This window comes from Nocardioides sp. zg-1230, from assembly GCF_013155335.1.
In the GTDB taxonomy this organism is placed as follows: Bacteria; Actinomycetota; Actinomycetes; order Propionibacteriales; family Nocardioidaceae; genus Nocardioides.
The window spans coordinates 1,454,612-1,468,440 of sequence record NZ_JABJQZ010000001.1 but is presented as its reverse complement, the minus strand read 5'-3'; the positions used below and the strand labels follow the sequence as shown (position 1 = coordinate 1,468,440).

The window sequence follows — 13,829 nt, the reverse complement described above, 5'->3', positions numbered from 1 at the left end:
GGCGCCAGACTAGGGGCGCGGCCGTCCCCCGTCCGCGCGACACGCACGCTCGAGGGCGAGCGAGGCGAGGGTCACCCCGGCCGCGCCGACCGCCGCGACGAGCGCGCGCAACACCCAGCGGTCGGCGTAGTGGGACTCGTCACCGAGCCAGCTGACGGCGTAGCCGACGTAGCCGGCCGTCACCAGCGCGCCGGCGAGCGCGCACGCGCGGGCCAGCACGAGGCGGTTGACGGCCTGGTGCGGCTCGAGCCGTTCGCCCCGCACGTGCACCGTCTGCCACGTGTGCCAGGCGAGGAAGCCCATGATCGCGGCGACCATCACCAGCACCAGCGCCTGCGCCCAGGACACCAGGGGCGGGCGGCCGGCGACCGCGTCCATCACCGGGTGGAGCGCCCACCCGAGCGCCAGGCCCACGACGGTGCACGCCGTCAGGGCGCGGGCGGACGTCGGGCGGAGGGTGCCGCGCGGCTCCTCGGGGTCCCCGTCAGGCTCCGGACCAGACTCGGTCACTCGACCTCAAGGGTGAGGTCCTCGCGCCTCTTCACGCCCGAGGAGTCGGAGGCGTCGAGCAGCTCGGCGATCGGGCCGCGGTCGGGGAAGACGGCGTCGGGCTCGAGGTCGTGCCACGGCTGCAGGACGAAGGCGCGCTCGTGGGCGCGCGGGTGGGGCAGGCGCAGGAAGTCCTCGTTGGCGCGGCGGTCGCCGACGACGATGAGGTCGACGTCGAGGGTGCGCGGGGCGTTGCGGATGTCGCTGCGCTCGCGGTCGAAGGCGTCCTCGATCGCCAGCGCGCGCTCCATCAGCCGGGCGGCGGGGAGCGTGGTGTCGGCGAGCAGGACGGCGTTGAGGTAGGGGCGCGAGCCCTCGGGCGCGTCCACCGGCTCGGTCTCGTAGACGGGCGAGACACCGGTGACGAAGAAGTCGGGGGTGTCCGCGAGGGCGTTGACCGCGCCCTGCAGGGACGCCAGGCGCTCGCCGAGGTTGGAGCCCAGGCCGACCACCACCCGACGGATCGGGTGCATCTCGCCGGTGAGGGAGTCGGCGTCCACGATGTGGGGGTTGGGGGTCTCAGTCATGAGCGTTGCCTCGCGTTCTGGTGATCGTCAGCGCGACGTCCGAGTACGTCGCGTCGATGGGTGCATCAGGTTTGTGGAGCGTGACTCGCGCCCATTCAACACGAGTGTCCAACAGGCATACATCGGTGATGCGTTGAGCGACGGTTTCTATCAGGTCGACCGGGTCGCGCTCGACGGCAGCCTTCACGTCGGCCACCAGCGTGCCGTAGTTCACGGTGTCCGCCAGGTCGTCCGAGGCGGCCGCCGGGCGGGTGTCGATGCCGAGCACGAGGTCGACGACGAAGACCTGTCCCTCACGCCGTTCGAAGTCGAAGACCCCGTGGTGCGCGAAGCACTCGATGCCCGTCACGGCCAGCTCGTCGCTCATGCGGTCTCCCCTGGTGTCGCGTCGCGGAGGGCGGCGACCACGGCGAGCGCGTCGCGCGTGGCTCGTACGTCGTGCACGCGCAGGACCTCGACCCCGCGGACGGCCAGCACCGTGACCAGCGCGACGTGGGCGTGCTCACGCTGGTCCACGGGCCGCGGAGAGCCGTCCACGGCAAGCAGCGAGCCGAGGAACGACTTGCGGCTGGCGCCCACGAGCAAGGGGCAGCCCAGCTCGCGCAGGACGTCGATCGCGGCCAGCAGCTCCCAGTTGTGGCGCGGCTGCTTGGCGAAGCCCAGCCCGGGGTCGAGGAACACCCGCTCGCGGGGGACGCCGGCGGCGAGGACGGCGTCGAGGCGCTCGCCCAGCTCACGACGTACGGCCGCGACGACCCCGTCCGGCGAGTAGTCGGTGAAGTCGCGCATCCGGTCGGCGTGGGCGCGCCAGTGCATGGCGACGTAGGACGCGTCGCTGTCGGCGACGACGTCGAGGATCCGCGGGTCGGCGAGGCCGCCGGAGACGTCGTTGACGATCTGCGCGCCCGCGGCGAGGGCCGCGGCGGCGACCTCGGCGCGCATCGTGTCGACCGACACCACGGCTCCGCCCGCCGCCAGCTCGCGGATCACCGGGACGACCCGGTCGAGCTCCTCGGCGACCACCGGACGGGTCGCCCCGGGCCGGGTCGACTCGCCGCCGATGTCGAGCACGTCGGCGCCCTGCGCGAGCAGCTCGCGGCCGTGGGCGACCGCGGCCTCGGTGGTGTCCCAGCGGCCGCCGTCGGAGAACGAGTCGGGGGTGACGTTGACGATCCCCATCACCCGGGTGACCCGGGCGACGGAGGGCACGCCCTGGCTCACCTGGTGCCTGAGTGGATCAGCGCCATCGCCTCGGCGCGGGTGGCCTGGTGGGTGAGGAAGGCGCCGCGCACGGCCGAGGTGATCGTGCGGGCGCCGGCCTTCTTGACGCCTCGCATCGTCATGCAGAGGTGCTCGGCCTCGATCACCACGATGACGCCCCGCGCCTCGAGGATCTCCATCAGCGAGTCGGCCACCTGCGTGGTCAGCCGCTCCTGCACCTGCGGGCGCTTGGCGTAGACGTCGACGAGCCGCGCCAGCTTGGACAGGCCGGTGATCTTGCCGGTGTCAGCCGGGATGTAGCCGACGTGGGCCACGCCGGTGAAGGGCACCAGGTGGTGCTCGCACATCGACCACAGCTCGATGTCGCGCACGAGGACCATCTCGTCGTGACCGAGGTCGAACGTGGTCGTCAGGACGTCCTCGGGCCGCTGGCGCAGGCCATGGGTGAGCTCGGCATAGGCCCGGGCGACCCGCGCCGGCGTCTCGAGCAGCCCCTCGCGGTCGGGGTCCTCGCCGATCGCGAACAGCAGCTCGCGCACCGCTGCCTCCGCCCGCTCGTGGTCGAACGCGGGCACGTCCTCCGGCGCGCGCAGGGGCACGGTGACCGGGTCCGTCACCGTGCGTCCGGGTGGGGCGGGGCGGGCGTCTCGGGACCGGCCTGCGGGGAGCCGTGGATGTCGCCGCCCGCGCCGGGCGGCGTCAGGACGGCGCCGGCCTCCGGCTCGTCGGGGACGGCACCCGCGTGGGCGCGGTCACGGATCTCCTGCGGGATGTCGACCGGCGGGATCGTCGACGGCACGCGCTCGGGCGAGCCGGTCCAGGCGGGCCGGGCCGGCCGCCTCAGCAGCGGCTCGAAGATCTCCGCGATCTCGCCCTTGTCGAGCGTCTCCTTGTCGAGCAGGGCAAGGACCAGCGCGTCGAGGACGTCGCGGTTGGTCTCGAGGATGTCGAAGGCCTCCTGGTGGGCGTGGCCCAGCAGCGCCTTGATCTCGCTGTCGACCGCGGCGGCCGTCTCCTCGGAGTAGTTGCGCTGGTGGCCCATGTCGCGGCCGAGGAAGGGCTCTGAGTTGCTGTCGCCGAGCTTGACCGCCCCGAGGCGCTCGGTCATGCCGTACTGCGTCACCATCGCGCGGGCCAGGTTGGTGGCCTTCTCGATGTCGTTGCCGGCGCCGGAGGTGACGTCGTGGAAGATCAACGCCTCCGCTGCCATGCCGCCGAGCATGTAGGCGAGGGAGTCGAGCATCTCGCTGCGGGTCTGGGAGTACTTGTCGCGGTCGGGCAGCACCATCGTGTAGCCCAGCGCGCGACCGCGCGGCAGGATCGTCACCTTGTGCACCGGGTCGGTGCCGGGCAGGGCTGCGGCGACCAGGGCGTGGCCGCCCTCGTGGTAGGCGGTGACGAGCTTCTCGCGCTCGCTCATCAGGCGCGTACGACGCTGCGGGCCGGCGATGACACGGTCGATCGCCTCGTCGAGGGAGGCGTCGGTGATCATCTTGGCGTTGCTGCGCGCGGTGAGCAGCGCGGCCTCGTTGAGCACGTTGGCCAGGTCGGCGCCGGTGAACCCGGGGGTGCGGCGCGCGATGCTCAGCAGGTCGATGTCCTGCGCGATCGGCTTGCCGCGCGAGTGCACCTTGAGGATCTGGTGGCGACCGTTGAGGTCGGGGGCGTCGACCTGGACCTGCCGGTCGAAGCGGCCGGGGCGCAACAGCGCGGGGTCGAGCACGTCGGGACGGTTGGTGGCCGCGATCAGGATGACCCCGCCGCGCACGTCGAAGCCGTCCATCTCGACGAGCAGCTGGTTGAGGGTCTGCTCGCGCTCGTCGTGGCCGCCGCCCATGCCGGCGCCGCGGTGGCGGCCGACGGCGTCGATCTCGTCGATGAAGACGATGGCCGGGGGGTTCTCCTTGGCCTGCTCGAACAGGTCGCGCACGCGGCTCGCGCCGACGCCGACGAACATCTCGACGAAGTCGGAGCCGGAGATGGAGTAGAACGGCACGCCCGCCTCGCCGGCGACGGCGCGCGCGAGGAGGGTCTTGCCGGTGCCGGGCGGGCCGTAGAGCAGCACGCCCTTGGGGATCTTGGCGCCGACGGCCTGGAACTTGGCCGGGTCGGTGAGGAACTCCTTGATCTCGCCGAGCTCCTCGATCGCCTCCTCGCAGCCGGCGACGTCGCTGAAGGTCGTCTTCGGCATGTCCTTGGTGATCAGCTTGGCCTTGGACTTGGCGAACTGCATGACGCCACGGCCGCCGCCGCCCTGGGCCTGGTTCATCAGGAAGATGAACAGCAGGATGATCAGCGCGAAGGGCAGCAGGGTGGCCAGCAGCGACCCGAGGAAGCTGGGCTGCGGGACGGTCGAGTTGTACTTCTCGATCGTGCCGGCGGCCTTCTGCTCCTGCACGGCCGACAGCAGCGCCTCCTGCTGGCCGTCGATGTACTGCGCGACGACCTTGTCGCCGTCGTCCCGGGTGCCCTTGTCGAGGGTGGCCTGGATCTCGAAGTCCGCTCCGTTGAACTCGATCTCCTCGACCTTGCCGTCGTCGATGTAGGAGGCGAGGGTCGAGGTGTCGACCTCGTCGTAGCCGTCGCTGGGCGCGAGGAACTGGATCGCCAGCAGCACCGCGAAGGCGGACAGGACGATCCACAGCCAGGGACCCTTGAATATGCGCTTCACAGGCAACTTTCAGCTGTTCGGAGGTGGAGAGGCGACGCTACACGTCACCCGGACCCTCATTGTTTCAGGCGGGGTGAAGCGGGGCGACCCCGATGCGCCCGCGCACGACCCCGGTCAGGAGTAGACGTGCGGCGCGAGGGTGCCGATGTCGCGCAGGTTGCGGTAGCGCTCGCGGTAGTCGAGGCCGTAGCCGACGACGAACTCGTTGGGGATGTCCCACCCGACGTACTTCGGCTCGACCGGCATCGACAGCGCCTCGGGCTTGCGCAGCAGGGTCGCGATCTCGACGGTCGCGGGGTTGCGGCTCGAGAGGTTGTTGACCAGCCAGCTCAGCGTCAGCCCGGTGTCGATGATCTCGTCGACGATCAGCACGTCGCGGCCGCTGATGTCGGTGTCGAGGTCCTTGAGGATCCGCACCACGCCGCTCGACTTGGTGCCCGAGCCGTAGGAGCTGACCGCCATCCAGTCCATCTCGAGGTGGCGCGGCATCGAGCGCGCCAGGTCGGCCATCACCATCACCGCCCCGCGCAGGACGCCGACGACGAGCAGGTCCTTGCCCTCGTAGTCCTCGGTGATCTGGAGGGCCATCTCCGCCAGCCGCTGCTGGATCTGCTCCTCGGTGAAGAGGACGTTGACCAGGTCGTGCTCCACGTGGGACGAGTCCATGGGCGTCAGCCTAGGGGGACGCCGGTGCCTCGATCACCAGCAGCCCGTCGCGGCGCAGGGCGCGGAGCGGCCCGGGCAGGTCGATCCACTTCTGGCCGCGCCAGCCGACGAGCAGCCCGTCGACGGCGAGGACGTGGTCGCGGGTCAGCTCCGACGGGGGTGCGCCCGAGTCGAGGGCGGCGCGACGGATGACGCGGTGGCGCAGCGACGGCGGGGCGGCCGCGAGAACCGTGACGTCGAGACCGCCGTCGCGGGACGCCTCGGACAAGACGTCGAGGGCCAGGTCGTCGAGCAGGGCGGTGTCGTCACGCAGCTGATCGGCCGTGCGGGCGAGGGCCTCGGCGATGCCGGGGCCGAGCTCGGCCTCGAGCACCGGCAGCACCCGTTCGCGCACCCGCACGCGGGTGTAGCCCGGGTCGGCGTTGTGCGGGTCGTCCCACACCTCGAGTCCCTCGACCAGGCAGGCGGTGACGGTGTCGGCACGACGTACGCCGAGCAGCGGGCGCGCGAACACGCCGAAGGCCGGGCGCATGCCCTGGAGCGACCGGCCGCCCGAGCCGCGGGTGAGGCCGAGCAGCACCGTCTCGGCCTGGTCGTCGAGGGTGTGGCCGAGCAGCACGAGCCCCGCCCGCAGGTGCTCGGCCACCTGCTCCAGGACGGCGTACCTCGCCTCGCGGGCGGCGGCCTCGGGCCCCATCCCGGACGCGGCGTCGACCTCCACCCGGGCCGTGAGCGTCTCGTCGACGCCCATCGACGCGAGCTGCGCGACGACGCGATCGGCCTGCTCGGCGGAGCCGGGTTGCAGGCCGTGGTCGACGGTCACCCCGACGACGCGCATGCCGAGCTTGTGCCCCTCGAACACGGCCGCGGACGCGAGGGCCAGGGAGTCGGCGCCACCGCTGCACGCCACGGCGACGGTCTCCCGGCCACCGCCTCGCGGCTCGGGCCGGGCCAGGGTCCGGCGGACCGGCAGCCGGACCGCCGCGATCGAGGGGTGGAGCGTCACAGCACCCGGGCGATCCAGGCGTCGGGGTCGGTGATCTCGGCCTTCGACGGAAGCGTCTCCGGGCCGGTCCAGACGGTGTTGAACTCGTCCATGCCGACCTTGTCGACGACGTGGCGCACGAACACCGCGCCGTCGCGGTACTGCGCCATCTTGGCGTCGAGCCCGAGCAGCCGGCGCAGCAGCTTGTCGAGGGAGCCGACGCCCTTGCGACGCTGGTTGAACTTGCGGCGGATCTCCTCCACCGACGGGATGACGGTGGGACCGACGCCGTCCATCACCACGTCCGCGTGACCCTCGAGCAGCGACATCACGCCCGTGACGCGGTCGAGGATCTCCTTCTGCTCGGGCGAGGAGACGAGGTCGATGATGCTGCCGTTACCACCGCGGAGCACGTCGGCGCCGCGTCGCAGCCCGTCGAGCAGCGCGCTCGGCTCGAGGGTGTCGGCGACGGCGTGCATCTGGGACATCAGGTGCTGGCCGAGCCACGGGTTGGCGGTGAACTGCACCCGGTGGGTCTCCTCGTGCAGGCACACCCACAGCCGGAAGTCGGTGGGGTCGGCGCCGATCTCGCGCTCGACGTGGACGATGTTGGGCGCCACCAGCAGCAGGCGTCCGTTGGGGTCGTGGAACGGGTCGAACTGCCCGAGCACCTTGCTGCTGAGGAAGCCGAGCATCAGCCCGACCTCGGCGCCGGTGACCCGGGTGCCGACGGCCTCGGCGAACGCCGACGGCGGGCCCTTCTTCTCGATGAGCTTGTCCACGACGGGGCTGAGGAGCTTGGCGAAGCCGTCGGCGTTGGCGCGCAGCCACCCGGTGCGGTCGACCACGAGCACGGGCGCCGTGCCGTCCTCGGCGTGCAGCCCGGTGAACTCGCGGACCAGCGGGGTCGAACGGTTCGCGCCCTCACGGAGCTCGACGACCGCGGCCGCGGCCTCCTCGGGCGTCACGTCCGGCCCCGGCCCGGCGATCCGGGATCCCACGGTGACGGCGAAGTCCCAGTCGACGAGGTTCATGTCACGACACTAGCCGGGAGCCGCGAATCGCCGGTCGGACCGCACGTGCGGCGGATGTGGCCCCCAGCGCGCGCGATCGAGGGCCAGGACCGCCGCACGTGCGGCGTACAGGGGACCAAGCCCACTCAGCGTGTGCAGCGGCAGGTGGCGAGCGAGGCGGCGGCGCGGTCGAGGGCCTCCTGCGCGTCGAGCCCGTCGAGCGGTGAGACCTTGTCCGCCCCGAAGACGAAGGCGAGCGGCTCGCCCTCGCGGTCGACGGCGATGCCGGCGAGGGCGTGCACCCCGGTGAGGGTGCCGGTCTTGGCACGCACCAGCCCGCGCGCGACCGCTGGCCCCTCGGCGAAGCGGTAGGTCAGCGACCCGGTGAACCCGGCGACCGGCATCCCGGTGACCAGGCTGCGCATCGCCTCGCCGTCCGGCCCGGCCGCGTGCTGGACGAGGTCGATCAGCGTGGAGGTCACGACCCGGTTGCGGCGCGACAGGCCGGAGCCGTCGTACACCTCGGCGCCGGCGACGTCGATCCCGAGCCCGCCGAGGGTGGCGAGCACCCCCGCGGCGCCTGCCTCGAACGACCCGGTGCCGGAGGTGGCGAGGCCGACGTGGTGGCCGACCACCTCGGAGCCCTCGTTGTCGCTGACGTCGAGGATCCGCTCGGCGACCTGGGACAGCGGCGCGCTCTCGACCGAGGCGAGCTCCTCGGCTCCTGCTGGTACGACGACCCGCTGCGGCCGGCCGGTCACGCGCAGACCCGCGGCCCGGAGGGCGTCGGCGAAGACCCGGGCGGCCGCCAGCGACGGCTCGTCGGACTTGAGCTCGCTGTCCGGCTCGTCGCCCCCGTCGACCATGAGCGCGGTGATCGGGCTGACGATGTCGTCGGGGACGTAGTCGCGGCGCCAGGCCGGGTTGTCGGTCGGACCGGCGAAGAGGCTGTCGTCGAAGCGGACCCGGACCCGTCCCTCACCGCCCAGCGCCTCGGCGGCCTCGAGGGCGAGCGTCGTCACGTCGGCGCGGGCGGGGTACGTCGACTCGGCCTCGGCGAGCGTGACGGACCTGCTGGCCAGCAGCGGGTCTCCCCCGCCGACGAGGACGACGTCGCGCGGGCCCGCGCCCCGCACCACCCGCGTGGTGAAGGTGTGGTCGGGCCCGAGCGCCTCGAGGGCGGCACCGAGGGTGAGCAGCTTGGTGGTCGAGGCCGGCAGGTAGCGCCCGTCCCCCGTCGTCCACTCGGGCGAGCCCGGCGCCAGGGCGGCGACCGCCCCGACGACGTGGCGGCCCAGGTCGGGGTCGGCGAGGTCGGTGCCGACGGCCGCGGCCACCCGCTCCGGGGCGAGGACGCCCCCGGCGTCGAGGGCGACGGCGTCGTCGCCCGGCGGCGACCAGTCGGGCAGGTCGAGCCCGGCGGGTGCGAGCACCTGCTCGGGCTCGGTCACCGGGTCCGCGGCCAGCCCAGGCAGGTAGCGCTGTCCCCACTCGTAGCGGTAAGCCCCCAGGCCCGCCGCGAGGAGCGCGAGGACCAGCAGCGTCGGCAGCCAGTGCCGGGCCGATGGCCGACGGGACCGCCGGGACCGACGGCTCGAGTGGCGTAGGTCACGTCCCACCCTTTTCGACCCTCTCGCTTCGCGCATCGGGGCCATTGTGCGCGACACTGCCCCGAGACCAACGCGTCGGGCTCGCGGCCGGACGCAGCTGAGCGGCCCGAAGGCGTGCCGGAGATGTGGAGGAAGACGTGCTGACGTTCGACGTGCTGGTGGAGATCCCCAAGGGTGAGCGCAACAAGTACGAGGTCGACCACGAGACCGGGCGCATCCGCCTGGACCGCATGCTCTTCACCTCGACGGCCTACCCGGCGGACTACGGCTTCATCGAGAACACCCTCGGCCAGGACGGCGACCCGCTCGACGCGCTCGTGATCCTCCAGTCGCCCACCTTCCCCGGCTGCCTCATCGAGTGCCGCGCCATCGGCATGTTCCGGATGACCGACGAGGCCGGCGGCGACGACAAGGTCCTCTGCGTCCCGGCCCACGACCCGCGCCTCGAGCACCTGCGCGACATCAACCACGTCTCGAAGTACGACCGCCTCGAGATCCAGCACTTCTTCGAGGTCTACAAGGACCTCGAGCCCGGCAAGTCCGTCGAGGGCGCCGACTGGGTCGGCCGCACCGAGGCCGAGGCCGAGGTCCAGGCGTCGTTCGAGCGCTTCAAGACCGAGGGCCACGGCAACGACCTCGACAACATCGCCGACGACAGCCTCGGCGAGGACGCCTGAGGCGAGGCTGCCGCCGCTCCCCAGCTTCCGGGGTCAGGCCACGACGGCCTCCGCGACCGTGTGCGCCGGCTCGAGGGCCTCGGCCAGGATCTCGGTCACCCGTCCCACCGGACGTACGTCGAGCTCGGCGAGCAGCTCGGCCGGTACGTCGTCGAGGTCGGCGCGGTTGCGCTCCGGGACGTAGACCGTCGCCAGGCCGGCCCGCTGGGCAGCCAGCAACTTCTGCTTCACGCCGCCGATCGGCAGCACCCGTCCCGACAGCGTGACCTCACCGGTCATGCCGACGTCGGAGCGCACCGGCCGGCCGGTGAGCAGCGAGACGAGGGCGGTCACCATCGTCACACCCGCTGACGGACCGTCCTTGGGGATCGCGCCCGCCGGGAAGTGCACGTGGATCGACCGCTCGAGCGCGGCCGGGTCGATGCCCAGCTCGTCGGTGTGCGCACGCACCCAGGACAGCGCGATCGACGCCGACTCCTTCATGACGTCGCCGAGCTGGCCGGTGACGGTGAGGCCGGCCTTGCCCTCGGCGACGGACGTCTCGACGTAGAGCACGTCGCCGCCGAGGCCGGTCACGGCGAGACCGGTGGCGACCCCTGGGACGTCGGTGCGCTCGTGGCTGTCGGGCGTGAAGCGCGGGCGGCCGACGAGGTCGGTCAGGACGTCCACGTCGATGTCGAGCCGGTCGACCTCACCGGTCGCGAGCCGGGTGGCGGCCTTGCGGAACGCCTTGGCCAGCAGCCGCTCGAGCTGTCGTACGCCGGCCTCGCGGGTGTGGTTGGCCGCGAGCTCGCCGAGTGCGTCGTCGGAGACCGTGACCTCGTCGGCGGTCAGGGCGGCCCGCTCCAGCTGGCGGGGGACGAGGAAGTCGCGCGCGATGGCGACCTTGTCGTCCTCGGTGTAGCCGTCGATGGTGACCAGCTCCATGCGGTCCAGCAAGGCCGTCGGGATCTGCTCGACCACGTTGGCGGTCGCGATGAACAGGACGTCGGACAGGTCGAGGTCGAGCTCGAGGTAGTGGTCGCGGAAGGTGTGGTTCTGCGCCGGGTCGAGCACCTCGAGCAGGGCTGCCGCCGGGTCGCCGCGGTAGTCGGCGCCCACCTTGTCGACCTCGTCGAGCAGGACGACCGGGTTCATCGAGCCGGCCTCCTTGATGGCCCGCACGATGCGGCCGGGCAGCGCACCGACGTACGTCCGTCGGTGGCCGCGGATCTCGGCCTCGTCGCGCACGCCGCCGAGGGCGACGCGCACGAAGCTGCGGCCCAGGGCCCGGGCGACGGACTCGCCGAGCGACGTCTTGCCGACGCCGGGCGGGCCGGCGAGCAGGACCACCGCGCCCGAGCCGCGCCCGCCGATGACCTCCAGGCCGCGCTCGGCCCGGCGGGCGCGGACGGCGAGGTGCTCGGTGATGCGGTCCTTGACCTCGTCGAGGCCGTGGTGGTCGGCGTCGAGCACCGCGCGCGCGGCCGCGACGTCGTGGGAGTCCTCGGTGCGCTCGTTCCACGGCAGCTCGAGGACGGTGTCGAGCCAGGTGCGGATGTAGCCGGCGTCGGGGGCCTGGTCACTGGAGCGCTCGAGCTTGTCGACCTCGCGCAGCGCCGCCTCGCGCACCGCGTCGGGCAGGTCGGCGGACTGGACGCGCGCGCGGTAGTCGTCGGAGCCGTCCGGCTCGCCCTCGCCGAGCTCCTTGCGGATGGCGGCGAGCTGCTGGCGCAGCAGGAACTCGCGCTGGTTCTTCTCCAGGCTCTCGCGGACGTCGGTGCTGATCTTGTCGTTGACCTCGTCCTCGGCGTCGTACGCGCGGGTCCACCCGATGAGCAGCCGGAGCCGCTCGTCGACGTCCGCTGTCTCGAGCACCTGGCGCTTCTGCTCGGCGTCGAGGTAGGGCGCGTAGCCGGACATGTCGGCGAGGGTGGCGGGGTCGGTGATGCGACGGACGGTCTCGATGACCTGCCACGCCTCGCGGCGCTCGAGGACGGAGACGACGAGGGCGCGGTACTCCTCGGCGAGCTCGAGGGTGGTCTCGGTCGGCGCCACGTCGGGGACGTCCTCGGCCTCCACCCAGAGGGCGGCGCCGGGACCGGTGACACCGGCGCCGATGGCGGCGCGGCGCTCGGCGCGCAGCACCGCGGCGGGCCTGCCGCCGGCGAACCGGCCGACCTTGTCGACGACCGCGACGACGCCGTGGGTGGCGTAGCGGTCCTCGAGACGGGGAGCGACCAGCACGCGCGGCTGGTCGTCGGGGCTGTCGCCACGCTGTGATTCCGTGGCGAGCCGCGCGGCGTCGATGGCCGCACGGGAGGAGTCGTCGAGCTCGATCGGGACGACCATGCCCGGCAGCACCACGACGTCGTGCAGGAACACCACCGGCAACGCGGTGGGGAGGGTCTGGTTCTGGGTCATGTCTCGTCCAACCGCAGGCCGGACGGCGGTGATACCGGATCCGGTTTCGCCCACCGCGAACGCGGCCCCCGCCGGCTGTAACGCCGGCGTTACAGGCGCGCCAGGGGGACCTCGCCCGCCACCCGGTCCAGCTTGTCGGGGTTGCGCACCAGGAACAGCCGCGTCACCACCCCGTCCTCGACGAGCATCGTGCCGACGCCGTCACGCCGGCCGGCGATGACGAACTGGATCGCCGGCGAGCCGTTGAGCCAGACCGGCTCCATCTCGAGCGCCTCCGGGGTGACGGCGGTGAGGAAGCGGAGGACCTTGTCGCGGCCGTAGATCGGGTTGAGCGCGGCCTGCACCTTGCCGCCCCCGTCGGTCATCAGCACCACGTCGGGCGCCAGCACGTCCATCAGTGACTGGAGGTCACCCGTCTCGGTCGCCGCGCGGAAACGCTCGATCACCGCGTCGCGCTCGGCCGCGCTGACCGACGTCCGCGGGCGGCGCTCGGCCACGTGCGCGCGGGCCCGGCTGGCGATCTGGCGCACCGCGGGCTCGGACTTCTCGACCGCCTCGGCGATCTCGGCGTACGGCACGTCGAAGACCTCGCGCAGCACGAAGACGGCCCGCTCGGTGGGCGGCAGCGTCTCCAGCACGAGCAGCATCGCGGTCGAGACGCTGTCGGCGAGCTCCACGTCCTGCGCGACGTCGGGCGCGGTCAGCACTGGCTCGGGCAGCCAAGTGCCGACGTAGTCCTCGCGGCGCCGGGCGAGGGTGCGCAGCCGGTTGAGGGCGAGCCGCGTGGTCACCCGGACCAGGTAGGCCCGCGGGTCGCGCACCTCCTCGACCGGGACCTCGGCCCACCGCAGCCAGACCTCCTGCAGCACGTCCTCGGCGTCGGCGGCCGAGCCGAGCATCTCGTAGGCGACGGTGAAGAGGAGGTTGCGGTGGGTCACGAAGTGCTCGGTGCTCACCTGCTGATCGTCCCAGCCTGCGCGAGGGGCAGCTCGCAGACGTCGCTGAAGCCCTGCGAGGCCAGGCCCATCGCGGAGTTGAAGCGCGAGCGCTCGTTCTCGACGGCGACCATCATGGTCAGCTCGACCACCGCGGCGTGCCCGAGCCGGCGGTCGAGCTCGGCGACCATCTCGTCGGTGACCTGCGGCGGCGTCACGGTCATCGCCTCGGCGTACGCCATCACGTCGCGCTCGAGGTCGGTGAAGACGTCCGACTCGCGCCACCGCGGCACCTCGCGCACCTTGGCCTCGTCGAGACCCTTGGTGTGGGCGAGGAAGTAGCCGAAGTCCAGGCACCACGAGCAGCCGATGACGCCGGCGCTCGCCATCTCGGCGTACGACTTGAGGTGCGGGTCGAGCGCCGACCACCGGCCGACCTTCTGCTCGAAGCCGAAGACGGCCTTGAGGACCGGCTTGTTGTGCCAGAGGACGTAGGCGTTGTCGGGGACCTGGCCCCACATGCGCTTCGCGACGCGGGTCATCAGGGCACCGTACGCGCCGTCGATTCGGGC

At 72.5% G+C, this 13,829-nt stretch carries 14 protein-coding genes; 1 reads left to right on the top strand and 13 read right to left on the bottom strand.

The window, feature by feature from the left end; translation table 11 throughout:
* Window positions 1-9: 9 nt before the first annotated feature.
* The 10 genes from HOO61_RS07130 to dacB form a co-directional block, all read right to left on the bottom strand.
* Complete coding sequence (locus HOO61_RS07130) at window positions 10-510, bottom strand: DUF3180 domain-containing protein (protein WP_172257900.1); 501 nt, start codon at window positions 508-510, stop codon at window positions 10-12.
* Window positions 507-1,076 carry a 2-amino-4-hydroxy-6-hydroxymethyldihydropteridine diphosphokinase gene (folK, locus tag HOO61_RS07125; RefSeq protein WP_172257899.1) on the bottom strand — a complete coding sequence of 190 codons (570 nt, stop codon included), beginning with the start codon at window positions 1,074-1,076 and terminating at the stop codon, window positions 507-509. Before folK ends, HOO61_RS07130 begins: the two co-directional genes overlap by 4 nt.
* Entirely contained in the window at window positions 1,069-1,443 is a 375-nt protein-coding gene (folB, locus tag HOO61_RS07120) for a dihydroneopterin aldolase (RefSeq protein WP_172257898.1), read from the bottom strand. The genes folK and folB overlap by 8 nt, the downstream gene beginning before the upstream one ends.
* Window positions 1,440-2,255: a dihydropteroate synthase gene (gene folP / locus HOO61_RS07115; protein ID WP_172258197.1), complete on the bottom strand. Its 816-nt coding sequence runs from the start codon at window positions 2,253-2,255 to the stop codon at window positions 1,440-1,442. The genes folB and folP overlap by 4 nt, the downstream gene beginning before the upstream one ends.
* Window positions 2,256-2,293: 38 nt before the next feature.
* Window positions 2,294-2,914, bottom strand: a complete 621-nt coding sequence (gene folE / locus HOO61_RS07110; protein ID WP_172257897.1) for a GTP cyclohydrolase I FolE — start codon at window positions 2,912-2,914, stop codon at window positions 2,294-2,296.
* Window positions 2,911-4,974, bottom strand: coding sequence for an ATP-dependent zinc metalloprotease FtsH (ftsH, locus tag HOO61_RS07105; RefSeq protein ID WP_172257896.1), 2,064 nt, complete (start codon window positions 4,972-4,974; stop codon window positions 2,911-2,913). The genes folE and ftsH overlap by 4 nt, the downstream gene beginning before the upstream one ends.
* Before the next feature lie 108 nt (window positions 4,975-5,082).
* Entirely contained in the window at window positions 5,083-5,634 is a 552-nt protein-coding gene (gene hpt, locus HOO61_RS07100) for a hypoxanthine phosphoribosyltransferase (RefSeq protein WP_172257895.1), read from the bottom strand.
* A 10-nt stretch (window positions 5,635-5,644) separates the two neighbouring features.
* Entirely contained in the window at window positions 5,645-6,640 is a 996-nt protein-coding gene (tilS, locus tag HOO61_RS07095; RefSeq protein WP_172257894.1) for a tRNA lysidine(34) synthetase TilS, read from the bottom strand.
* On the bottom strand, window positions 6,637-7,653 hold the full coding sequence (locus tag HOO61_RS07090; RefSeq protein ID WP_172257893.1) for a zinc-dependent metalloprotease: 1,017 nt from the start codon (window positions 7,651-7,653) through the stop codon (window positions 6,637-6,639). The genes tilS and HOO61_RS07090 overlap by 4 nt, the downstream gene beginning before the upstream one ends.
* 125 nt (window positions 7,654-7,778) lie before the next feature.
* Window positions 7,779-9,251 (bottom strand): D-alanyl-D-alanine carboxypeptidase/D-alanyl-D-alanine-endopeptidase, encoded by a 1,473-nt coding sequence (dacB, locus tag HOO61_RS07085; RefSeq protein WP_172257892.1) that lies wholly within the window; start codon window positions 9,249-9,251, stop codon window positions 7,779-7,781.
* Between the two features lie 131 nt (window positions 9,252-9,382).
* Between dacB and HOO61_RS07080 the strand changes: the two genes are divergently transcribed.
* The gene (locus tag HOO61_RS07080) at window positions 9,383-9,919 is read left to right on the top strand and encodes an inorganic diphosphatase (RefSeq protein ID WP_172258196.1); all 537 of its coding nucleotides are present in this window, start codon (window positions 9,383-9,385) and stop codon (window positions 9,917-9,919) included.
* Between the two features lie 33 nt (window positions 9,920-9,952).
* Here the strand turns inward: HOO61_RS07080 and lon are convergent, their stop codons facing one another.
* The 3 genes from lon to HOO61_RS07065 form a co-directional block, all read right to left on the bottom strand.
* Entirely contained in the window at window positions 9,953-12,322 is a 2,370-nt protein-coding gene (lon, locus tag HOO61_RS07075; RefSeq protein ID WP_172257891.1) for an endopeptidase La, read from the bottom strand.
* 89 nt (window positions 12,323-12,411) lie between these two features.
* Window positions 12,412-13,278: an RNA polymerase sigma-70 factor gene (locus HOO61_RS07070; RefSeq protein ID WP_367650054.1), complete on the bottom strand. Its 867-nt coding sequence runs from the start codon at window positions 13,276-13,278 to the stop codon at window positions 12,412-12,414.
* Entirely contained in the window at window positions 13,275-13,799 is a 525-nt protein-coding gene (locus HOO61_RS07065) for a carboxymuconolactone decarboxylase family protein (protein WP_253941976.1), read from the bottom strand. The genes HOO61_RS07070 and HOO61_RS07065 overlap by 4 nt, the downstream gene beginning before the upstream one ends.
* Window positions 13,800-13,829: the final 30 nt, after the last annotated feature.

Excerpts from the sequence above, each read along its gene's own strand:
- folK (WP_172257899.1), bottom strand. The coding sequence starts at position 1,076 with ATGACTGAGACCCCCAACCCCCACATCGTGGACGCCGACTCCCTCACC.
- folB (WP_172257898.1), bottom strand. The coding sequence starts at position 1,443 with ATGAGCGACGAGCTGGCCGTGACGGGCATCGAGTGCTTCGCGCACCAC.
- folP (WP_172258197.1), bottom strand. The coding sequence starts at position 2,255 with ATGGGGATCGTCAACGTCACCCCCGACTCGTTCTCCGACGGCGGCCGC.
- hpt (WP_172257895.1), bottom strand. The coding sequence starts at position 5,634 with ATGGACTCGTCCCACGTGGAGCACGACCTGGTCAACGTCCTCTTCACC.
- HOO61_RS07090 (WP_172257893.1), bottom strand. The coding sequence starts at position 7,653 with ATGAACCTCGTCGACTGGGACTTCGCCGTCACCGTGGGATCCCGGATC.
- lon (WP_172257891.1), bottom strand. The coding sequence starts at position 12,322 with ATGACCCAGAACCAGACCCTCCCCACCGCGTTGCCGGTGGTGTTCCTG.
- HOO61_RS07065 (WP_253941976.1), bottom strand. The coding sequence starts at position 13,799 with ATGACCCGCGTCGCGAAGCGCATGTGGGGCCAGGTCCCCGACAACGCC.